This window comes from Bombilactobacillus sp. ESL1097 (assembly GCF_058107205.1).
Window position 1 is genome coordinate 71,550 of sequence record NZ_JBYLUB010000004.1, and the last position, 20,643, is coordinate 92,192.

General features: G+C 32.3%; 23 protein-coding genes. 12 read left to right on the plus strand and 11 right to left on the minus strand.

The window, feature by feature from the left end; all coding sequences use genetic code 11:
- Positions 1-14: 14 nt before the first annotated feature.
- The 4 genes from AC3B6D_RS09045 to AC3B6D_RS09060 form a co-directional block, all read right to left on the minus strand.
- On the minus strand, positions 15-2,009 hold the full coding sequence (locus AC3B6D_RS09045) for an AAA family ATPase (RefSeq protein WP_489775519.1): 1,995 nt from the start codon (positions 2,007-2,009) through the stop codon (positions 15-17).
- Between the two features lie 40 nt (positions 2,010-2,049).
- Complete coding sequence (locus AC3B6D_RS09050; protein ID WP_489775520.1) at positions 2,050-3,201, minus strand: hypothetical protein; 1,152 nt, start codon at positions 3,199-3,201, stop codon at positions 2,050-2,052.
- On the minus strand, positions 3,149-3,901 hold the full coding sequence (locus AC3B6D_RS09055) for a hypothetical protein (RefSeq protein ID WP_489775521.1): 753 nt from the start codon (positions 3,899-3,901) through the stop codon (positions 3,149-3,151). Before AC3B6D_RS09055 ends, AC3B6D_RS09050 begins: the two co-directional genes overlap by 53 nt.
- 515 nt (positions 3,902-4,416) lie before the next feature.
- Complete coding sequence (locus AC3B6D_RS09060; RefSeq protein ID WP_489775522.1) at positions 4,417-4,701, minus strand: hypothetical protein; 285 nt, start codon at positions 4,699-4,701, stop codon at positions 4,417-4,419.
- Positions 4,702-5,144: 443 nt separating this feature from the next.
- Here AC3B6D_RS09060 and AC3B6D_RS09065 point away from each other — a divergent pair, with 443 nt between their 5' ends.
- On the plus strand, positions 5,145-5,294 hold the full coding sequence (locus tag AC3B6D_RS09065) for a hypothetical protein (RefSeq protein WP_489775523.1): 150 nt from the start codon (positions 5,145-5,147) through the stop codon (positions 5,292-5,294).
- Between the two features lie 306 nt (positions 5,295-5,600).
- Here the strand turns inward: AC3B6D_RS09065 and AC3B6D_RS09070 are convergent, their stop codons facing one another.
- Positions 5,601-6,971: a replication initiator protein A gene (locus AC3B6D_RS09070; RefSeq protein ID WP_489775524.1), complete on the minus strand. Its 1,371-nt coding sequence runs from the start codon at positions 6,969-6,971 to the stop codon at positions 5,601-5,603.
- A 744-nt stretch (positions 6,972-7,715) separates the two neighbouring features.
- Here AC3B6D_RS09070 and AC3B6D_RS09075 point away from each other — a divergent pair.
- A complete protein-coding gene (locus AC3B6D_RS09075) occupies positions 7,716-8,660 on the plus strand; it encodes an AAA family ATPase (protein WP_489775525.1) in 945 nt (314 codons plus the stop codon).
- The gene (locus tag AC3B6D_RS09080) at positions 8,644-8,937 is read left to right on the plus strand and encodes a DNA segregation protein PrgO (RefSeq protein WP_489775526.1); all 294 of its coding nucleotides are present in this window, start codon (positions 8,644-8,646) and stop codon (positions 8,935-8,937) included. The genes AC3B6D_RS09075 and AC3B6D_RS09080 overlap by 17 nt, the downstream gene beginning before the upstream one ends.
- 203 nt (positions 8,938-9,140) lie before the next feature.
- On the opposite strand, the gene AC3B6D_RS09085 is transcribed toward AC3B6D_RS09080, so the two are convergent.
- The 5 genes from AC3B6D_RS09085 to AC3B6D_RS09105 all read right to left on the minus strand — a co-directional run bounded on the left by AC3B6D_RS09085 (position 9,141) and on the right by AC3B6D_RS09105 (position 11,551).
- Positions 9,141-9,326, minus strand: a complete 186-nt coding sequence (locus AC3B6D_RS09085) for a hypothetical protein (protein WP_489775527.1) — start codon at positions 9,324-9,326, stop codon at positions 9,141-9,143.
- A gap of 34 nt (positions 9,327-9,360) precedes the next feature.
- Positions 9,361-9,492: a hypothetical protein gene (locus AC3B6D_RS09090; protein WP_489775528.1), complete on the minus strand. Its 132-nt coding sequence runs from the start codon at positions 9,490-9,492 to the stop codon at positions 9,361-9,363.
- A gap of 342 nt (positions 9,493-9,834) precedes the next feature.
- Entirely contained in the window at positions 9,835-10,488 is a 654-nt protein-coding gene (locus tag AC3B6D_RS09095) for a hypothetical protein (protein WP_489775529.1), read from the minus strand.
- A gap of 18 nt (positions 10,489-10,506) precedes the next feature.
- Positions 10,507-11,130 carry a hypothetical protein gene (locus AC3B6D_RS09100; protein ID WP_489775530.1) on the minus strand — a complete coding sequence of 208 codons (624 nt, stop codon included), beginning with the start codon at positions 11,128-11,130 and terminating at the stop codon, positions 10,507-10,509.
- Positions 11,114-11,551 (minus strand): hypothetical protein, encoded by a 438-nt coding sequence (locus AC3B6D_RS09105; RefSeq protein WP_489775531.1) that lies wholly within the window; start codon positions 11,549-11,551, stop codon positions 11,114-11,116. Before AC3B6D_RS09105 ends, AC3B6D_RS09100 begins: the two co-directional genes overlap by 17 nt.
- 185 nt (positions 11,552-11,736) lie before the next feature.
- Between AC3B6D_RS09105 and AC3B6D_RS09110 the strand changes: the two genes are divergently transcribed.
- The 6 genes from AC3B6D_RS09110 (at position 11,737) to AC3B6D_RS09135 (ending at position 17,563) form a co-directional block, all read left to right on the plus strand.
- Positions 11,737-12,519, plus strand: coding sequence for a hypothetical protein (locus AC3B6D_RS09110; protein ID WP_489775532.1), 783 nt, complete (start codon positions 11,737-11,739; stop codon positions 12,517-12,519).
- A 184-nt stretch (positions 12,520-12,703) separates the two neighbouring features.
- Positions 12,704-13,801, plus strand: coding sequence for a hypothetical protein (locus AC3B6D_RS09115; protein ID WP_489775533.1), 1,098 nt, complete (start codon positions 12,704-12,706; stop codon positions 13,799-13,801).
- Between the two features lie 427 nt (positions 13,802-14,228).
- A complete protein-coding gene (locus AC3B6D_RS09120) occupies positions 14,229-15,266 on the plus strand; it encodes a ParM/StbA family protein (RefSeq protein WP_489775534.1) in 1,038 nt (345 codons plus the stop codon).
- Positions 15,267-15,283: 17 nt separating this feature from the next.
- Positions 15,284-15,580 carry a hypothetical protein gene (locus AC3B6D_RS09125; protein WP_489775535.1) on the plus strand — a complete coding sequence of 99 codons (297 nt, stop codon included), beginning with the start codon at positions 15,284-15,286 and terminating at the stop codon, positions 15,578-15,580.
- A 1,234-nt stretch (positions 15,581-16,814) separates the two neighbouring features.
- Positions 16,815-17,264, plus strand: a complete 450-nt coding sequence (locus AC3B6D_RS09130; protein ID WP_489775536.1) for a hypothetical protein — start codon at positions 16,815-16,817, stop codon at positions 17,262-17,264.
- A gap of 89 nt (positions 17,265-17,353) precedes the next feature.
- Positions 17,354-17,563 (plus strand): type II toxin-antitoxin system RelB/DinJ family antitoxin, encoded by a 210-nt coding sequence (locus AC3B6D_RS09135; protein WP_489775537.1) that lies wholly within the window; start codon positions 17,354-17,356, stop codon positions 17,561-17,563.
- A 712-nt stretch (positions 17,564-18,275) separates the two neighbouring features.
- Here AC3B6D_RS09135 and AC3B6D_RS09140 read toward each other — a convergent pair.
- The gene (locus AC3B6D_RS09140; RefSeq protein ID WP_489775538.1) at positions 18,276-18,410 is read right to left on the minus strand and encodes a hypothetical protein; all 135 of its coding nucleotides are present in this window, start codon (positions 18,408-18,410) and stop codon (positions 18,276-18,278) included.
- Between the two features lie 208 nt (positions 18,411-18,618).
- Between AC3B6D_RS09140 and AC3B6D_RS09145 the strand changes: the two genes are divergently transcribed.
- The 3 genes from AC3B6D_RS09145 to AC3B6D_RS09155 all read left to right on the plus strand — a co-directional run bounded on the left by AC3B6D_RS09145 (position 18,619) and on the right by AC3B6D_RS09155 (position 20,253).
- Positions 18,619-19,140, plus strand: coding sequence for a hypothetical protein (locus AC3B6D_RS09145; protein WP_489775539.1), 522 nt, complete (start codon positions 18,619-18,621; stop codon positions 19,138-19,140).
- 80 nt (positions 19,141-19,220) lie between these two features.
- The gene (locus AC3B6D_RS09150; protein ID WP_489775540.1) at positions 19,221-19,832 is read left to right on the plus strand and encodes a hypothetical protein; all 612 of its coding nucleotides are present in this window, start codon (positions 19,221-19,223) and stop codon (positions 19,830-19,832) included.
- Positions 19,833-19,857: 25 nt separating this feature from the next.
- A complete protein-coding gene (locus tag AC3B6D_RS09155; protein WP_489775541.1) occupies positions 19,858-20,253 on the plus strand; it encodes a hypothetical protein in 396 nt (131 codons plus the stop codon).
- Positions 20,254-20,643 lie beyond the last annotated feature (390 nt).

Genomic DNA, 20,643 nt, shown 5'->3' on the forward strand with positions numbered 1-20,643 from the left:
TATGTCCGAATTAGCTATGAAATAGCTAACAGTTGATTAATTTCTTCACGACTTTTATCCTGATTTTTGGGATTAATAGCTAAGATTTGATTAATATATTCAGAGTCATGGATCTTACTTTTTGGTACATATAAGATTTCTACATTCGGTTCACCGCGATTATTGTCTTCAAACAAGGCTTGACCATTAGTCCGAATGTAAAAATTACCATCCGTCGCCTGCTGATGTTCTTTAAGATCAGCAATTTTAGCTGCCGCTTTGGCTTTAACAAAGTTATTAATAAAACGGTTAATAGATCTAGCACCAGCTTGTGTTGAATCTTCACCGATGATGCTCTCAGAAATCATTACTGATACCGGATCGACATTGGAATAAATATTTTTTTTCAATAAATAATCCCATTGCTTTTTTGTATATTTTGGAGGCAAGTAAAAGTTATATCCCATTTGCTTTTCCTCTTGGATAAACTGATTTAATTTCTTTTGAGCAATTAAGGCATTTGTTACTTTAGCTAATGGTAAGAACGGTACTAACATTTGAAATCTTTCTAAAAATTCTGGTTTAATAAACCTTTTAGTATCTGTATCTCCCCCCTTAGTTAAGTTATTGCGAACGTCCTTTTCCCTTTGCCACCATTGTTCTTCTAAATCAGGAGTAAATTTATTAGGATCTGGGCGGCTGTCTAAGTTCATGGACTTTTTTAAATCTTGAAAGACCGATGTTCCTAAGTTAGAAGTAGCAATAATAATCGTGTTATTAATGGATCTTTCTGTTTCATGACTATCACGAACTATTCCTTCATCAATCATTCTCATAAAGCCGAACATGACCTGCGGATGAGCCTTTTCCAATTCATCCAGTAAAATAACTTTTTGCTTATTAACAGACATTTGATCGCCAATAAAGTGTTGCGCAAACGAAGCATCAGAAGCTTCTCCAAAGTCCCCGCAGTTTAGAGTTAGTAGTGAGTTCTCTTTACCAAAAAAGACTTTAGCTAATGCTTTGGCCGTTTCAGTTTTTCCTACTCCGGTTGTACCCGCAAAAAAAAGCGTCATCATAGGTTGCCTACGATTACGCTTTGTATAGAATGTTGAATTGATACTATCGAATAACATCTTCAGGGCTAATGGTTGACCGATAATAGATTCTCCAACTGCATCTTTGACTTGCTTAGCAGTTACAGGAGAATCTATGTTATACCCTTGGCTTCTGAATACATAACTCAAAGTATCATGATTAATATTTGTTTTTAGCCGAACAGCGTGCGAAAAAGCACTTTCTAAAATGGATAAAGACTTTGCTGGATTAACTTGATCTCTTATATAGATGTCACAAAATTCAATTAGTTCTTTCAAAGTGGCCTCAGATACCTTAATCTTGACCTTTTGTAATTTAACCCACTTCAATAATCTCTTTTTTAAAATTATTAATACTGTCTCTGCATCAGGTGGTTCCAACACTATCTTCGAAAATCTACGATCAAAGGCTGCATCTGTTACAATCATCCTTTGGTATTCCTTATCTGTAGTTGCAACTATTAAAGGAAAAACACCTCTGGCCAGACCTTCTTTTAAAGCGTTCATTGCTCCAGAAGATCCATCCGTAAGACCATAACCATTCAGTTTATGAATTTCATCGATGAATAGAACCATCTTCTTATTAGTTCCACCTATCATTAACTCCCTAATATCATTCATATCTTTTAGTAAAGTTGAAAGGCGTGATTCCATTTGATTAATTCCTAAAGATCCTAGTAACTCAATGTTTAGAGTGATACCTACATAATCAGGATTACGTCGTAGCCACTCCTCAAACAAAGCGGTTTTACCAATCCCTTGTTCACCCAATAAAATAGCACTAGGCGTTTCAGGGCGATTCATAACATCGCTCAGTGTATCAATTTGTTCTTGATACCCAATAAATGTTGAATCACCCACATTAGAAACACTTAGTGCATTGTTATATAGCTCTTCATACTTAGCCGGTATTGTTAAATCTGCTTTTACCAAGATGAAATCTTCTTCTTCATTTCTGACTCACCTCTTAATGTTATTTTTTCTGATGATGTTCGGTTACTTTAGGATCATTTTCCGAGTAAACGTGATATTTAGTTTGTTTAGGCTCTAAAATATTAGGATTAAAACTACTATTTTTTAAATAATGGTAATTCTTATCTGCTTGTTTAGTAGAATCCTTTAAAGATTTAATCGAACTTTGTAGGTCTTCCTTATTTTGAGCGGCATCCGTATCCTTTGGATTAACCGCTAATCGGTGCTCCATTTCTTTTAATGATGCATAAGCATCTTTTAATTGACGCTGATCATCTCTGTGTGCTTTTGTAAATTTTTTCAAATTATCTTTTACAAATAAATCGGTAACCATTTCTGCATCATTTGACCAATTACGATAATTACGTTTAGCATTCATCGCATTCAATCTTACATAATAAATGGGGTTTTGATTTTGAAATGCTGTACTAGTTGAATTGGTATCTTCAGAATCATCAGAGCTATTATCACTTCCAGATAACTGAGCAGTTATTGATTTATCAATATCCGCATCGTCCGGAACAGAATCGGATGTTAATGAATCAGAAGTAACAATTCGACTATCGTCAATTAACATAATAATAAACGATTTATCAGCAAATCCTCTGTCACTGTGAATTTGTAAAACACCAGAACCATCGGTTCCAAACAATCCATAACTAACTTGATAATGCTTTTTATCATTTACTCGTTTGACAACACGCAATTTATAATGATTACCAAAAGATGGTAAGCTTTGATGAGCGTCATGATCATACATAATTTCCACTGCAAGATTTTTTTTATCTTTGCTTAAAAGAGTATGCCCTAGTTCCAAAGTGCCTTTACTTGTTTTGCTGCCGTTAAATATTGGCAACTCTTGTTTATACTTCATAGACTCTGCCATGATTTTTTTTTGATACTCATTTTTAGTATGAGTCATTGATATACCGGAAATAATCATTAACACTATCCCAAGAACAAAAAGTATTGGCATTATCTTTTGTTGTAATACATCTTTCGGAGTCCGATATTTGTAAATCTTTTTAAATTTACGCTTATCATCACGTAACTCTTTACGACTCTTTTTAGGTTTACGCTTATTGTCATGCACTCTCTTATCATTCTTTTGATAACTTGGCTTTTTCTTTGATCGCTTCATAGATGGTCGCAAAAACTACCACCCCCAATTCTATAACTGCAATCATGATTACCATGCTAATTATCGTGTACCAGATCTCATTCATTAACAAAATATTCATGTTCGATGATTTATTTATCATAGCGGCAATATTCTTCGTATTAAAATCGGTCATTTTAATGAAGTTGATAAAATGACTATATTTCGAATTAATTTCTAAATAGCAAATGATATAGGGCAATGCTAGCCAAAACAAACCCCAGTTACTTTTAGATATTAATTCTTGGCTAATAACCAAAGTTACGACATAGCCAAGGAGTAAACTACCTACAAAAACATAGTAAGTGAGCTTTGTATTCGAAACTACGTGTGTTACATCCATTGGTGTAATCTTTTTTGAATACAATTCCATCTGTAATTTAATTGGTATTACCGTCGCAATTGAACATGCTGTTCCGATCAGACTAAATCGACTAATCACGGTCATTGGCTTTTTTCTTGCTAAAATTAAAATCAATACTGGTATAATACTTGATGTGATCCATAAGCAAATTAGTACGTAATCTGCCCATGTTTTAAACTGAAATGGATTAGGAGTTACATGTTTAGTAGCTTTATTTGCTATGAAAATAAACAAAGAATCTACTACTGCCATTCCTAATGCTGCGGCTAAAATTTGGAACATTTTTAGCATTAATCTCTTGAATTTATTTTTATCAAATCTTAGTTTCATATCCACCCCTCTAATTTAATTGGGTTTTAAACTAAGTAATTCGGGAAAGTGATGACTTTTAGTATTGTCATCTGACTGCAAAGTACAGTTTATGGATTAACTGTCAACCGGTCGTGCACAGTTTATGGATATCTGTCAACCTGATAAGTCCATCCGAGATCCGTGAAGAAGCTTTTCACAGCTGCGGTTCGAATTCTTACCCCGCATACCAGCAACAACAAACTACCAGTCGTTGCTCTCTGCATGTGAGAGTTCAATAGTTTTTAACTATATCTGCATGTTTTTTGCCTTAGCGTGTCCGGACATGAGTGCATCGTCTTTCCCTAAAAAAGCACTCGTATCTATGGTACTTAGAACAAAGCTCTCACCCAATGTTCACGCTGGATCTACCTTGTTAGCAAAGTTCTTAAAACTTGCTTATCGGCTAAGTTGTCAAAGTTCTAATGTTAAAATAATGGTTTTAGAAAGAGTTTGGAAGTAAACTTTCTGTCTTGGATAGTTGGCCAGTCCCTAGTTTAGCTCTTTCTAATATACAAACAACGTAATAACGGTGCGCCTTTACGGCTTCTTTTGGCCATCACGCGGCCATTGGTGTGATATGCTGCCTTAATCTGCGGATAAAGCTTTTTGATATTAATTCTCTTGGAGTTAGCTTTATCGATGAATTGGGCATTACGCAAATTAACAAAAGTTTTTCCCTGCCAAGTTGCTACGTAATGGGCTTCTTGGATTAACCGTCCAACGTCCACCTTGCCCCCAAAGCCTGACTGTTTTAAACGCTTTTGGCTAACTGTTTGCATAAATATCTCATCCCCGCTTGATTATTACGTTGCTCATTGTTAGATAGTTTTTGGGTATGCCTACAAAATAAAAATGGACAAACAGGTTATCTCCGCGAGATAACAACCATTTGTCCAAATATATTTTTTAGTATATTTAAATAACTTGGGGTGTCTACACTTATCCACTCATTGCCAAATTACCTTAGTGTATCCACTAAAGTACTTGAAATGAGGGCGGATAAATGTCCGTCCAAGTATGGTTGTTATCAGGGCTAGCTGATAACTTTATTCTGTAGGGTGTTCGAATGTTGTCACCTTATAGGAACCTACTTTTCGCCTTGTCGGTACTGGTAATACCTTCAAGGCTATTTTTGATGTCCTATGAACTGCACTATTGGTAGTTAATGTGCTTTAGGAAATGGAATTAAAAGCTAAACCAGATTCGTTTAGCAGTAGGTTCCTTGATTTCTAAGGCTCGCTCAAAAGCCCAAAAACTTTCTAACACCATGATTTTAGCGCCTATCGAACATATTTTCAAACAAAAAATTAAAACATGTTGGGCATTTTTTCATCAAGTGAGTGAAATTATTTCAACGATTATTGACGCATAATCGTTACAAAAGTTGTTAAATCAACGTTTAGTTTTTTCTTAAAGTCGCATATTCTTGCATAATATATTGCCAATAAATTTTTTCAAAATGTCAAAATTTGATGTTTTACTCAGAATTTTGTTCATTTTTCATTTAGTCGCACACTATGCAACTTTAGCAAGCCACTAAGTACTTTGGCACCCGTAAAAGCATGTTAATGCATGTGTTTCTAGTGATTTGCTAGATTATTAATTTAACTGGATTTGACCAACTTTGTTGGCCTAAAAATTACTTGAACTACACAGGCCATTCTCGAGCATGATTAAACTAAAATCCAAATTGCCGGACAGCATATTGGGGATTAAATCCCGGTGTTTCAGGATCATTCCAGAATAACTTTTCACCACTTTGAAGGCGTTGATTTCCCAGTCTTTCAAACAGTTCTGAAACAGCGCGATACATGTAAGAACCAAGGTTCCTAATTTTGCCATATTTCATTTTCTTGATCACTGTCAAAAGCATGTCGTGGAAGGACTTGCTAACATCTTCGTCATAAAAATCAAAGAGGCTACTACGAATTTGATGACTGTTCAGAGACTTTTTCTTGGCAGACAAAATTACTCGTTTGAGTTCTTGGTATTTATCAAAATCATGGTTTGATAGCACACTAAGAATTGCTTGTTGTTCTGCTGTGAAAATTTGAGTGTTATTGATTTCTTGTTCGAATAATTCTTGGTTTAGTTTTTGATTTTGGTTGATTTGGTGATTTGATATATGCGCGTTATTAGTATCAGAATTAATAGTATCTGGTTTATTAGTTGGTTTAAATATATTTAAAGTACTCGTGTGTGATTTTGAACTGTTGCTACGTTTGGTCGTTTGGTTTTCACCAAATGAACGAATGTTGTTTTTTGAATTATCGTTAGTTGGAATCACCAAATATAGGCGATCAGACAATACTGTCCGCTTACTCTTCAACAAACCGCGGTTAATTAGGCTATTCTTGTATTTGCTAACTTTCCAGCAGCTCCAGTCTAATTTATCAGCTACTGATTTGTTACTGTAATTGAAATAGACTTGCTCGTTCTTGTCACGCCACTTATCAGAGTTAATTAAAGAAGCTTGGTTTCTACGGAAATAAAGCTTGTATAGTTCTAGTTCTTGCGGGCATAGATCAGAAAAAATCAAGCTACTGGTGATAATGACATCTACGTTCGTTTGGTTTGCTGAATCAGTAGAGGTTTGTTCTAAATCATTGGATTCTAACTCATTATCATTTAAATCTTTTTCGACTTCGTCTTTATTACTTGATTTTGAAGTGTTCGAACGTTTGGTGTCATTATTTGGGTCTTGATCATCTGTTTCTGGTTGCATCAGGTACATTTTATTAGCGCGCATTGTTCGTTTGGTGATTAATAGTCCTGCATCCACCAGTTGAGCTTTAGCCTTAGCAACTTTGCTAGTGCTCCATCTTAGATATTTAGCAGCTGATTCGTTCGAACACATAAAAAAGCAGCGGCCATTCTTATCTTGCCATTTTCCTTTGTTTTTTAAAGACGTTAACTGTCGCCGATAATACAGGCCATATAAAAGAATAGCCTTACTTGTCAGTTCAGAATATCTGTCGCTTTGGAAAAAGATATCGAATACCGCTGTTGAGTTTAAATTTTTATTTGATTCTGATGTTACGTATTGCATAGTAATTTTCTCCTAAAAATATTTTTTAGATGCATAAAAAGCACTGATATTGTTGATACTTAAAGGAGGTTGCTATATAATAATAACTGTGTTAGTTATATAGTTTACAACAAAACTCCTTGCTCGGAGTGGTTATATATTATATAGCAAACCTCTGAAAATATTTTTTAAAGGAAAGCTCCTTTAGCTCCTTTGATTTCGTATAATTTCTAAAAATTTTAGTAGCCTCCCAAGCTACTAAAATCAACAAATAGATTTACTTAAATCTATTCTTGAAGAATTCGGGACTGACCAAGTCTTAATTCTTCCTTAATTTGATAATTCAAAGCCTTGTTACCAGCAAGGCTTTTTTTGTTGTCTAAATCAGCAATTTAAGATTACCAGAGGTTACCAAGCCCCTTTTAAATTTTAAATCGGTTTTTCTTGTGAAAAACTATCTTAATTATTAAATGGATCGATTAGATTGTCAAAGACAAATTACATATTTTGCTAAATTCACTTTAAATCTATCGACCTTTTACCTAAGAGGTATTAATCTACATGCTAGTATCTCTTTAGGTTTAAGTACATTAAAGCATTTTGATATGTATTATGTCAATACAAATTGCTCGTTGCTACATTGACAAGAAGTAAAGTAAAAAGTATATTTAGTATACTTAATATATTTGGTATATTTAGTATATTTGATATACTAAATATATCTAATATATCAGGTATACTAAATATACTTGGGAGGTAATCGGTATGGATAATAAAAAAGGTAAAGTTATTCTTATGACGAACCTTAAAGGCGGAATAGGAAAAACAACGGATAACGATATCTTATCTGTGGTGGCATCTCAAATATTCAATAAAAAAATATTACTTGTAGATTATGATCAACAGAGCAATTCTACTTCTAATATGACAACAACATTTGGAGTTACAGAGTATGTAGGGTCTATTGGAATTGCTATTAAAACTGAAAATTGGTTAGGAAATGTTACTCATTTGAGTGATAATTTAGATTTTATTGCTGGAAGTAATACTTCTAAGCAGTTGAACGATTGGGCGTTTATGAGAGGTTCCAGTTCAACTAGTAGACTAAAGATCTTTAACAAGGTCTTTGATGAGCTAAGAGAAGTATATGATTATGTTTTTATAGATTGTCCTCCTAATGTTGACAATATTATTAATGCTTTTATTGCTTCTTGTGACTATATAATTGCTGTTCAAGAATTAAAAAGATACGCTATCGAAGGAACGACTAAATTTGTTGAAGAAAATATTGGGCCGATAGTTGAGACTCTTGCGACAAGAGATAGCGAAGGAAATATTATTTCAACAATAGGGGTAGAAATAATAGGAATTTTACCTGTACTATTTGCGCCACGTCAGAAAAAGCAACAGAGACACTTAGATCAATTGCGTAAAGATTACGGTGAAGAGAATATTTTTTCCACTATTGTAAAAGGATCTAATAGAATTGAAGAATATGGTGAAACCGGAATTGCTTTAAATGATTATATTGATCGACGTATGTGGAGCATTTTCAGTGATATTTTTTGTGAGTTAGAAGATCGAATAAATTATTATGAGTCCGAGGGTGATTTAACAGGATATAAGTATGTTCCACAATATGCGGATTCTTTACACAATAGAACTTTAAAAAAGGGAAGGGAGATTGGTTTAGATGGGATTAGTAAGTAAGAGTATTCAAGAATCTGAAAATAAAAGAAAGGGATTAACGGCTAAAGACGTTCACATTAAGAAGGATTTAAGCAGCAACATTAAACAAGAGGTATATACTTCAAAAGATAGAAAAAATGTGCGTGTAGATCCTGATGTATTGAATAAAATTAAAGGAATTGCCTATGCAAAGAATATGCCTATGTATGATGTTTTAAGAAAGGCAATTGATTTTTATCAGAAAGATTTAAGTGAAGAAGAATTAATGATATATAATGCTAGAACTAGGAAGCAATAATTTACTCATTTATGTGAGTATATCAGGTATATTTAGTATACTAAATATATCAAATATACTTAGTATATTTTTTTAATACAAAGAATTACTAACACCTTTAATAAATAAAAAAAGCACAAAAAGATGCGCCCACATTGATTAGGTTCAATCTGCAAACGGGATAAACTTGTTTGCAAAATTATCAATGAGAGCGCATTTAAAATCTATTTGTTTAGCAATTCTTTCCGTTCCACTATAAGTTGTTCTAATTCTTGAATATCTTCAAGTGTTGCCCACTTTCTAATAAAGCTTCTAGCAGTTGATCGATTTCTCAAATATTTAGTATGATCGCGATTTTTTTCTTGCCAGCGCTTATTGGCTTCGGTTTGACTATTCTTTGTGTTTTCCATTAAAATTGTCCCTTTAAAGAAGTTTTATAATTGATTATTTTAAAATTAACCATCCTACAAGTAGTATTAAGGCAATGATGGTAACCCAGCTAGGAACATTAATTGAAACGTTAATTTTGCGGGTATCACCAACAACCTTATTACTAAAATTAAAAACTTTTTTCATTGTAATGTGCTCCTTTTATTTGTTAAAATTAAGTGTAGGCAAAAGCCCCGTTAGGGGCTCCAGCTTATGTTTATTGAGAACTTGAAAATTTTTAGATTAACCTCAAAATTTATCTGAATTTTCAAGTTCTTTTTCTTTGTCTTAAAATGTTTCTTCATATCATCACCTCCTCCCTACATATATTATAATACTATCGATAGTATAAAATGTCAAGTCTTTTTGCTGAAAAATATAATAAAAAAGACCAGTATTTACTAGTCTTTTGAAGTTTTTCTATTTCTAAATCTTTAGGGATACAAAAGTGGATCAGGAACTGATTATATTTTACAAAACTGGGATTAATTATATGTTTCTTTTGATAAAAGTGCTTTTTGAGTAATAATTGTCAATGTAATTTTGCGTAATTACTCTTATTGCTTCTTTTTTGATGAAATGGGTATTATGAAGCCACGATAATACCGCGATTATTATATAAATAATAGTAATTGCAGTAATTACAATAATATTCATTGAATGAAAATCCTTAATCGGTAAATAGTGTGGAGCTTTAGTAAATATACTAGTAATGATAGAAATTGCTATTGTAATTAACGAAGAAATAAAAGGTGATACTGTTCTAGAAAATTTGCTTTTAAAATGTTTAAGAACAGCTTTGGGGATCTCTATTCCCTCAAAGGTATTGTATAAAGAATAAATTTGAGTAGTTAGAATGGTTTTGGAAATGTTCTTTTTATAATTGGTAAATGAGGTTATCGGATTATTTTTTAAATGGAGTAAAACATATGATTCTATTACATAAAGGGCGATGATCATTATCAATAAAGTAAATGAAATATAGAAGCTATTTATGATCATACTAAATATAGTCAAAACCAAAAACAATATAAGAGATATATAATCCCAGAAAAGATAGTTATGAAATTTTTTTTTATATTCTTTAGATTTGATAAAATCTGTAGTGAGATTTAATAATTTTTGGTTTATATCACTGTCCATGATGTCCTCCTATGCTAATTAGTTTTGATCCTCATTGATTGATTTGTAGTAAGCCTCAATGGAATAGTCTAGTGATATATTGGCTAATGTCTCAGGTACAATCTGATATTTAACCTCCCACCAAGTTTTGATTAAATCTAAAACTATTATGATTTCAAATAGGTTGCCACACAGCCAGATTAACTGGACAGCTATTGGTGTAAAAATAGCAACACACATACATATAAAAACTATTGCAAAGAGTGAACCTAGCACAAAGGAAAAGATGGTATCTTTTTTTGAATAACTAATAAGATCATCAATAACTTTATCAGCTAGCTTTGAATCACTCTGATTTTCGTATTTGCTATAGATTTCTTCTTTTAGCTTTCCTTCAGATAAACTTTCGCTCCGCTTGTGATACATTATTAAATTTTTAAGTGAAAATAATGCCGGCATAATCAACAAGCATGAACAAAGCACGCACGCTAAGGTACTGGTGGATATCTTTAAAATTAACAGCACGATGGCAAACATGACTGTTACGGAAGCTTTTGAGAGAAGGTAGTGATCGCCTGTCTTAATTAGGCTTTTATCTTCAGAGATGAAATTATCAGTTATCTGAATTAGTTCCTTTTCCACCTTGTTATTCGATGTCTGCATCCGTATCTCCGTCCCCTCTGTACTCTGTAAATAATTCAGCTGTCATTACCGGATCACTCAGAACCATTTCTCCAAGACGAGTAATTACTCTGCTAAGCGCTTCGCTGTTTGCTGACTGATTCCAATCGGCAAAAGCTGACACTAGTACTTTTGAAAAGACATCTAAGGCTTCTTGAGAGCCAATGGTTTGTTGTACATAATTAATATCCCAAACTTGAGCTAGTTTATTGATTGTTGTCCAGTTGGCGTTGTCTAGCCGACTTGGGTTACTTCGATAATTGTATAATGTTTGCAGTGGGATATGTGTTAACTGATGAATTAAACTTATGCTATTTTTTTTGTTATACGTGAGAATGAGCTCTTTGGCCCTTTCTAATCCTGATCCTCTTTCGTCATTCCAGTTTTCAATTCTAACTGTCATAATTTGCAACTTCTTTCTAAATTATTTTAAAACTATTTTACCACTAGTGGTAATGTGAACAAAAGCTATTTACCAGCAAAGGTAATAAAATGTTAAATTATTTACCACTACTGGTAAGTGTGTGCTATAATATCTTTGTAGGATGAAGAGGAAAGATAAGTAGTTAAGTTTAAAGGAGAACTAATATGGAAATTACAGAGACTGAACAGTTAAAATTAATTAATGCTATATTTACAATTGATAAAGCTAAATTTGATGGTGAAGATCATAAGATAGTAAAAATAATTAATAGTAAAGAATCCCACTCAACCAATAGCTATTATTTTTTGGTATTGGACAATGAAGATATTGTATATCAACTGTCCTTCAGTGATCATTATTCTGATTCTCATTTTGAAGATTTCTCTGATATAGATGATTTGGATGAAATCTTAGGCATTGATTATCTTGAAGAAGAAGAATACATTAAATCAATTCTTCAATTGGATGATATTGAATTTGATGAGTTAGAGTATTTTGGAATTCAAGAAGCCAAGAAGTATGATTTAAGAGTTAATGATCTGATTGGCCGTGAAATTCTTGATAGAGCCTTTGTTTCTGACAATTATCTTATTCAAGATGCTAAGCTGCTATACAATAACCAAGTTTTGGTATGTAGCTATGGTGGAGATGAAACTGAATATTATTTTAACTATGACCCCAGAGCTAACTTTAGTTATGTCAAAGAAGATTACTTGCTTGCAAATTGGATCTTCAATAATGGATTTTCTAAAAGAGACTTTAACCATATTGCTATTTATCCATTGAACGAATATTTAGAAACTTATGGATTTGATGATGAAGAAGAACGTCAAGATTTTATTGATAGTCAGGGATGGAACACAGATGACGATGTTTTAGATTCAATTATTGGCGAAAACCAAAATTTGTTTATTATAGTTAAAGACGATATGGAGGATCTGGATTAGTCTATTTGACAAATTAATAGCTGCGTTTTACAGTTAAGAAGTAACAAATAAGGTTTGGAATTTTCCATTCCTCCTTATGTTTTATTGTTTGGGCGTAGCTTATGGCTACGCTTTTTTTGTTTATTTTTGATAAATAAAATGACTATAATAACGAGTATATTCGATATTAGAAAGGTGATTCCTAATGCTTAAGAATGAAATGATAGAACTTATGAAGAAAGATTTAGTGAATAAAGTAAATCAAATATCTGATGATAACGTAGAAGAGCTTGTGGCTAGTATTAAATCTCAGGTAGAGTTGTTACTTGAGATTCATCAAGCAAAATTCACACTCAATATAAACGATAATAGTTCTGCTAATGATATCAAAGCGTTCAAAAAAGAGTCAGCAGCTGAAACTGTTTCTAACGAATTGAAGACGGAAGAAAAAGAATATGGCTCTTATAAAGAAGGTATTAGTGATGATAGAAAGATAGTTAAAGGTTTCTTCCAACAACGACTTAGAGGTGGTTGCATTAATAAGAAAGCTTCTATCTTTGTTCCAGAAAAGGCTATTAGATTCATGAAGATAGACCCCGGAGATTTCATACAAGCAACGTATTCGGAACATAAACAAAAGTACGAATTTAAAATTTTGAAAAAGAAAGCAACAACAGATTTACAAATCAATCGCCGATTGATCACTAATCTGGTTGTCAAAGAAGATAGTAGTATTAACAGATTAGAAGTTACTGTAAAAGAACCGGAGAATGAACTAGATACTGATGTTCTTTTGAGGGACGAGGATGTTCAAAAGTTCAAATTACAGCCGGGAAATTCTATAGACTATGCCTATTATCCTGAAGATATTATGAATGGAAAGGTATGTTGGATTCATCATGATAGTAGTTTGACAGGATCTACTGCTGATAACGCTAAGAATCACTCAAATAGCAAAGAAGATGGCATTGGCAATTATTTTGAAAAGGATCATATTGAACAGATATATGCTGGATTAAATATTTTAGCGATTGGCAACGCTAATCATAATGTCCAAAGAAGTACTGAAGATTATGTAATAGACAGAGGTGGCAGCTATGATCAGTTAAAAGGCAATGAACCTAGTACTAGGTTAGCTGCTAAGATTAAGAATTCAGATTTGGTTATTGTAAGTAAGGATGTAACCGAATCAGCATTGAAGTCAATAAAGAAAGCATGTCGTCAATATAATAAGAAGTTAAAGGCAGTAAAAGAAATTGATAGTGCTGCTGTAACTAAAGCACTTGAAAAGATATTAGACTAATTAAAATTTATTAGATAAGTATGTATGGCCAGACAATTAAATATTGTCCGGCTTTTTTTATTCTGGAAACAGTTAATTGATTAATTCAAATACGAAGAATGTAATGTTACTATAGAAAATATAGAACATTTAGAAAGTATAGAAGCTATAGAAGATGTAGAAAAAATGAAACATTTTTATCCTTCTCTTAGTGTAGAAATTATAGAAGTTATAGAAAGTATAGAAGAAAAAAGCTTATTTTACGCCTTTTTAGTGTAGAAATTATAGAAAATGTAGAAATTATAGATAATAATATGCCACCTGAAGCTTACGATTGTAGAAAATATAGAACATATAGAAAATGTAGAAAGTTCTTTACTTTCTGCATTTTCTATATTATAATTGTTTTTGTAAAGAAATAAACAAACTAAATTAAGGGGAAGATATCATGGACAAAAAAGTTTTTGCGTTGGATTTGGGAAATAAGCAGACAAAATTAAAGAGTGAAAAAAAAGAGTATATTTTACCATCACACTTTTTAGAAAAGAGTCATTTGGGATCATCTATGGGGTTTGCTGGAGTAAATAAAAACTTAACTACTTTTAAAATTCCTACTATGGAAAGCGAATATGTATGGAGTAAAGAGATAGACAGCTTGCATCTAGATAAATTTATGATTGATACAATGGTTAGAAATGATAGATACAGTGATGAATCCTTTAAACTTTTGGCTAACTTTGCGCTTGGGTTGTTAGCTTCAGACTTTGATCAGGCCAAGGGCGGCATTATGGAAATTGATGTAGTAGCAGGCGTTCCTAGTAAGGATTATCAAGATGAGCAAAAAATGAAAGTTTTATCCGAAAAAGTATTAAAAGGGCAGCACCAAGTAGATATTGATGATGTTACTTACACTGTGAAAGTTGAAAATGTAATGATAGTTCCACAGCCAGTGGGTACCTTATATAATGAACTGCTTGAAGATGATGGTGTAACTATAGCCAATAAAAACTTAAGCACCGATAAAGTGGGAATAGTAGATATAGGAGGAGGAACCATTCTTATTGATACTTTAGTTGGATTTAGATTACAAGAAACCTTAAGCCAACAAATTAATACGGGTATTGATAATCTTTATAAGTCTATTGCATCCAAGATGAACGGTGATGTAAGTATTTACAAGATTGCTAAAACTCTTAAACAAGAAGAATGGGTTTATGAGTATTCTCGTAAGAACAAGATAGACATTACAGAATTAGCTAATAAAGCGATTGAAGAATTTACTCAACAGTTAATTAATCAGATTGGTACTACATTTGATGATATTGATAGTATTGATACGATGATCATTACCGGTGGTGGTGCTAATTTAATTGATAAAGAAAAGATTGAATCCAAGTACCCTAACGTTGAGTTTACTAAGAACTCAGAGGTTGCTAACGTTAACGGATTTTATAAATTAGGAATTAATGTTAGTGCTAATGAATAGTGAAGAGGTAAAGCTTAATGACAATAAAATCAATATCTGTAAGACTCAATACTAATAATGAAGATGACAAGAAGATAGTAGATTTTCTTGATCATAATAAACTTATTTCAAATTCAAGGCTTGTACGTGAAGCTTTGCTTCAAATGATTGATGCAAATACAAAAGAAGAAGAGACTAATTCTAATTCGAAAAGTATCGATAGTAGCAATCAGAACACACCGAAAAATCAAGATAAATCTGTTGAAAATGAAGCAAAGAGTGAAACTAGAGAAAAGCTTGATCCCGCTAATGGCTTTCAAGTTAAACGTTTCTGAATTTTACTATGATTAACCATGCTGACATGACAGATATTGTATACAAAATAAAAAAGGCGATTTTAAATTGCCTTTTTTTATGTTTTTATTTTTTAAATTAAAGTGATAAATTAGTTGAAACAGTAGGTTAAAACACTGTAATATATGGGCTTTACTATTTAATGGTTCAATACAGTGTATAACCTAGAATGTAGTTGAAAGTTTTAAAATGAATACTAATTATCATTTGCAAATAGTTTCAAAATAATACCAAGTGTAAAAACTAGATTTAACTGATATACGGGTAATAATAGATATAAGTTCGTTAAAAGTGAAACACCAATTTAGTTTAAAATTAGTAATAAACAATTTGAAATATAAATGAAATATATAATAATTCTTATTGCATATTTTTTGTTTAAAAAGCTGTATTATTCTTTATTTAAACAGGGTTATGTTAGGTGCTAATACGTTTATTGTTGTGTATTATCATAGTTAATAAGACATGTAATTTTGGCTATCTATTTTAACTTCCATAATAAATAATTTTTAATTTAATAGTTTTTGTCATTTACTTGTGAATTGTTGTTGTATTAAGTATTTAGAGCTAAGATCCTGAACTTAAGCAATTTATGATGGGCCAAATAGTCGTTGATATTAAGCCTAATTGAGTTAAAACGTTTTTGGTACAATCTTAAAAATAAAAAATAATATCAAATGATAGCCATTGCTTTAGCTATGCAATGTTTTATCTATAAATAAAAAATATAAAAATAAAAGCAAAATAAATAGTTCAATTTAAATGGTTATTTTTTGTATAAAAGATTATAAAAACTCTTTTAAATAGGAATTAGTAAATAATTAATGTTCTAATAAAAGTTATACTTTAGAAGTATATTTAACAGTATATATTAGTAATAATACTATTACTCTTAAACTTTTACATGCTTCGTATTTATAATCAAAAATTCAATATATTGTGATTTACTGGATATTAAATGGCTTGAATGGAATTTAATATAATAAATGAATAAACTATATTATTAAAATTTCAACTCATAATTAATTTAAAATGGAATATAATAGCTGTTATATAGCGATTTCTTAAGATTAAATATACGGAATAAATTTATAATTTAGAAGTACTATTAAAAAGACATATTGATGTATAATATCAATTGAATATTAGATTATTTTTGATGGCTTTTAATTGACACCTTTTACCAAAAAAATCATATAGTTGAGGCAAACGATCATGGAAAATGTTTTATTACTTAAAGAGGATTTAATCGCTATTAATAAGCGAATTAGTAAGCCTAAAAGAAATGTTTTAACAATTTCAATACCCAAAAAAAATATTTGGTATGTAAACTCTTTGGCAAATGAATTTGAGATAGATCCTAAAGCTGTATATCGCTATTCATTACATGAATTCAATACGATCAATTTTCGTTATAAGGCGAATCAGAAATTAAGAGATTCAGTATTTTCTGATAGGTATCTAAAGCTGGACAAGCAGAAAGTACGATTTTTGGCAGAAGATGAGCTTTATAATCCTTTTTTTCGGAAGATTAATGCCATGAATCGTACTAATAGAAAAAAGAAGTTAACAAAGACTGCTGCTGTAAATATTGGTATTGATTGTCTGCTGGAAGAATACAAAGAATATAAGAAAATAGTGGCTAATGGTAATTTGAATTCATAATTGGCAACTTATATCCATTTTACGTCCATAAATTGGCATATAAAGCACAAAAGTAGTGTTAAATTAATTCTAAAAGGGGATAGATTTTAATGACAGATAAATTAATAGATAAACGAATATCTTTCAAGGTGTCTAAACAAACAGCTGATATAGTTGATTACGTGTTAAGTGAGCTTGGCCTCAGTCAAGCTTCACTTTGTAAGCTCGTCTATAATCAAATTGCAAGAACCGGTAAAATTCCGGTTGATTTATCAATTAGCAAAGATCAACTAATGCACGAAGATGAATTGAGAAATTAAAAAAGCTAGTAATTAAGTTGCTAGCTTTTTTGTTTATATTAACGCAATAAAATACATCATAAATTTATCAGCTTTTGGTGTTGTTTTTATTCATTACATATAAGGCTTGTTTCCTGATGTTATGCTTAACCCACATTTGTTGTCTTACTAACATCAACAGAACTTTTGCTATTGTCTCTTGCATTTGTTCGTTGCCTATTCTTATACCTAATTTCTAAAGATGCAGTACATATTATCTTGTCTTCTGGAATATATTGAAGCTCCCAAAGATCGATTCTGTTAACATCACTATTTGAACATCACCGAGTTGTCGAACTTTGACGCTTCATTAGTTTAAGTATCCTTTTTTGCATTGAGTAAGCATACGCCCCGCTACAGCGGGCTAAATAGTTAAAGAGAAGCTGTAAATATCCTTATTTGAAACCCGCAAATACGGACATCAACAGCTTCTAAATAAATTGCAAGTGGCGAATTAGTCTTTTTTTGCAAGACAAAGACTGATTCTAGGCGCTAGAGCGCCCCACGTTGCAATTTTTTCTTTAACTGTTTAATGCAAACTCAAACGCAAAAAAGCTCCTATCTAATTAGGACATCAACCCCAAAACCTAAACCCAAGTTCAAAAGCAAGTTCATAACCCACATTTTTCTCTTTTGCGCCCCGCATACGCCCACCCTAGCGGTTGGGCTTTAACCACCAAAGGGAACCCGTAGCCTATCTTTGCTTCAGGAACCACGCTAACGCGCCTAAAGCAAAGCCAGCAACGGGTTCCAAGTGATTGCAAGTGCCGGTTAACTTTTCGGTTGCACCGAAAACTGAACCTTGCGCAAGCGCAACACTTGCAATCACCCTCTTTGGTGGTTTAATGCTTTGCGTCAAAAGCGAAAAAAAAGCTTTTGGCCTGGCGTGGCGTGTAACGGATTAGCAACTGAAAGGTGGTGTTAATTTGAATAGTCTTTTGATGAACTTGCTATTTGATTACCCTTGATAGATTTGACTAGTGGTTTATTCAGAATAGTAATAGCAAAGTACAAATATACAGAATAGGAGTTAAGTTATGGGCGAAAGAACACAGGCCTTGGTGCAAGTCTTTGATGGAAGAAAGAAAGTGGCAGGGGTCGCCTACCATTACCAGTGGGGCTATGGTCGAATTATGTTAATGGACTTATTAAACCTAGGTATTAATTTTAACAAGGTCAATTATTGCATGGATAGATATTTGAGTTTGGATAAGAAAAGACAAGCAATTGTTGATGAAATTAGCCGTTGTTTGATTGCTAATAATGCAATCAGAGTGATTGAAGCCAAGAAAGATGACGTTCAATCAAATATGGAAACAGTTAAAAATATGTTTGATTATGGCGATAATAACGATGGTTATGCGGTGTTTAATATTTACACTAGCACTAGGAATTATGAGATTACAGGTCGAGATTTACTTTTGTATAAACCAGATACTAGCAGGGCAACACTTGAAGAATATTGCTGTGATTTTACTGATTTTGCGGACAGTGAATTTCAGCAAGCTTACCGAGCAATATGTCAATCGTATGGTATTTCTTTAGTGGAACCACTTTGATTAACTAGTTGGCGAATAAATAATAACCAAACAAACAATAAAAACAATAAAACACAAGTAGAAAATGGAGAATTGAGATTATGACTAAAAAGATTATGATGGCAACTGCTGTAAAACTAAATGATGAATATGTGGCAGGTACTTTATTTGAATACAATCAAGATTTGAATAAATTAGCACTTTCAGACGTTTTAATTGTTTCTAAGTTAATTGGTGCGCGTGATTGGGGCTCATTAGAAAAGAGTACAGACTTTGTTCATGATATGACGACAACTGACGATGAATTAAGGGAATTCAAGGGAGGCATGGCGATAGACCCAGAAGAACAGGAAACCCTTTTAACAGTTAATAAGGACTCAACCCAAGATGTGATTGATTTTATGAAGGGTAATAATGGGGTGTTTGTATTAGTCACATATGATGTTAATGCTCAAGGGCAAACAACGGACTTGTTTTTGCCGAACTTTAAAAAAGCAACTATTAGTTTCCTTGATAGTTCACTAAACGATATTAGCTCCCGAGAATTTGCTAGCACGGCGTTAGGCATTCATGAAAGTGATTTAAATGAATGGCAATTTAGAGCATTAACGACTTTGCACAGTTTCAATATAGCTTATCAACCAAGCTTAGAACTAAATCTTTATAAAGATAGTGTTTTGAAAGCACTAGAGAACGTACAGGAACAGGCATAAAGACAAAATAGAAAGGATATTAGCTATGAAAAGATACTATGATGAATTTACCAAAGAGCCAATTGCCAAAATGGCACAAAAGATTTCTGATATGACTTACTCATTCAAAAAGACCAAGGTTCCAGCTAATCATTACAAGAAAATCCTAGGTCAATCCTATGAAGAAGTGGTTGCGGATAGCGTGGCTGTGAACCTATTGAATGTTTATGCTAAAACCATTAAACAACTGTATACAGAAAGCCCACGGTGGTTTATTGAAGCATTGATTTGTGTTGAATTGAAGATTAATCCAGCTAACATCAGTACGGAACAATATCGGGCTTTGGAATTAACATATGCTCAAATTTCAGAAGGTAAAGGGATTAGATTTACTAATCCAGCACTTATAAGTTTGTTCCAAACATTTATTGATGAAAACTAATGGTTTAGATCGATTTGGAAGAGCTGAATAAATATGGATTTGAACCAAAGCTATATTGACTAAAAATAATAATTGCCTAAAGCTTGTCGTTAGAAAACGGCAGGCTTTTTATTTAGCTTAAAAAAATGGTCGATTTTAGCCGTTTTAATCACTGATTAGTGTAATTACATTAAAGTAAGCAAAAATCAAATTATGGTGGTTTTAGATTGCATTTAGGCGCTTGCGCCTGAACCACTTGAAAAAGCAATAAAAATCGAACGAAAAAATTGGAAATAATGCTGAAAATTAATAGCGAAATAGGACGAATTTTAGTGGTATCAAAATAGCACCAGCAAAATTATCAGTATAAATAAGTGTCAAAATGAAGCGTGGATACAGAGTCCTATGAGC

Coding starts and splice junctions, on each gene's coding strand:
- AC3B6D_RS09055 (WP_489775521.1), bottom strand. CDS start 3,901: ATGAAACTAAGATTTGATAAAAATAAATTCAAGAGATTAATGCTAAAA.
- AC3B6D_RS09060 (WP_489775522.1), bottom strand. CDS start 4,701: ATGCAAACAGTTAGCCAAAAGCGTTTAAAACAGTCAGGCTTTGGGGGC.
- AC3B6D_RS09090 (WP_489775528.1), bottom strand. CDS start 9,492: ATGAAAAAAGTTTTTAATTTTAGTAATAAGGTTGTTGGTGATACCCGC.
- AC3B6D_RS09125 (WP_489775535.1), top strand. CDS start 15,284: ATGACAATAAAATCAATATCTGTAAGACTCAATACTAATAATGAAGAT.
- AC3B6D_RS09100 (WP_489775530.1), bottom strand. CDS start 11,130: ATGCAGACATCGAATAACAAGGTGGAAAAGGAACTAATTCAGATAACT.
- AC3B6D_RS09085 (WP_489775527.1), bottom strand. CDS start 9,326: ATGGAAAACACAAAGAATAGTCAAACCGAAGCCAATAAGCGCTGGCAA.
- AC3B6D_RS09120 (WP_489775534.1), top strand. CDS start 14,229: ATGGACAAAAAAGTTTTTGCGTTGGATTTGGGAAATAAGCAGACAAAA.
- AC3B6D_RS09110 (WP_489775532.1), top strand. CDS start 11,737: ATGGAAATTACAGAGACTGAACAGTTAAAATTAATTAATGCTATATTT.
- AC3B6D_RS09115 (WP_489775533.1), top strand. CDS start 12,704: ATGCTTAAGAATGAAATGATAGAACTTATGAAGAAAGATTTAGTGAAT.
- AC3B6D_RS09155 (WP_489775541.1), top strand. CDS start 19,858: ATGAAAAGATACTATGATGAATTTACCAAAGAGCCAATTGCCAAAATG.
- AC3B6D_RS09080 (WP_489775526.1), top strand. CDS start 8,644: ATGGGATTAGTAAGTAAGAGTATTCAAGAATCTGAAAATAAAAGAAAG.
- AC3B6D_RS09070 (WP_489775524.1), bottom strand. CDS start 6,971: ATGCAATACGTAACATCAGAATCAAATAAAAATTTAAACTCAACAGCG.
- AC3B6D_RS09145 (WP_489775539.1), top strand. CDS start 18,619: ATGGGCGAAAGAACACAGGCCTTGGTGCAAGTCTTTGATGGAAGAAAG.
- AC3B6D_RS09105 (WP_489775531.1), bottom strand. CDS start 11,551: ATGACAGTTAGAATTGAAAACTGGAATGACGAAAGAGGATCAGGATTA.
- AC3B6D_RS09075 (WP_489775525.1), top strand. CDS start 7,716: ATGGATAATAAAAAAGGTAAAGTTATTCTTATGACGAACCTTAAAGGC.
- AC3B6D_RS09135 (WP_489775537.1), top strand. CDS start 17,354: ATGACAGATAAATTAATAGATAAACGAATATCTTTCAAGGTGTCTAAA.
- AC3B6D_RS09095 (WP_489775529.1), bottom strand. CDS start 10,488: ATGGACAGTGATATAAACCAAAAATTATTAAATCTCACTACAGATTTT.
- AC3B6D_RS09130 (WP_489775536.1), top strand. CDS start 16,815: ATGGAAAATGTTTTATTACTTAAAGAGGATTTAATCGCTATTAATAAG.
- AC3B6D_RS09150 (WP_489775540.1), top strand. CDS start 19,221: ATGACTAAAAAGATTATGATGGCAACTGCTGTAAAACTAAATGATGAA.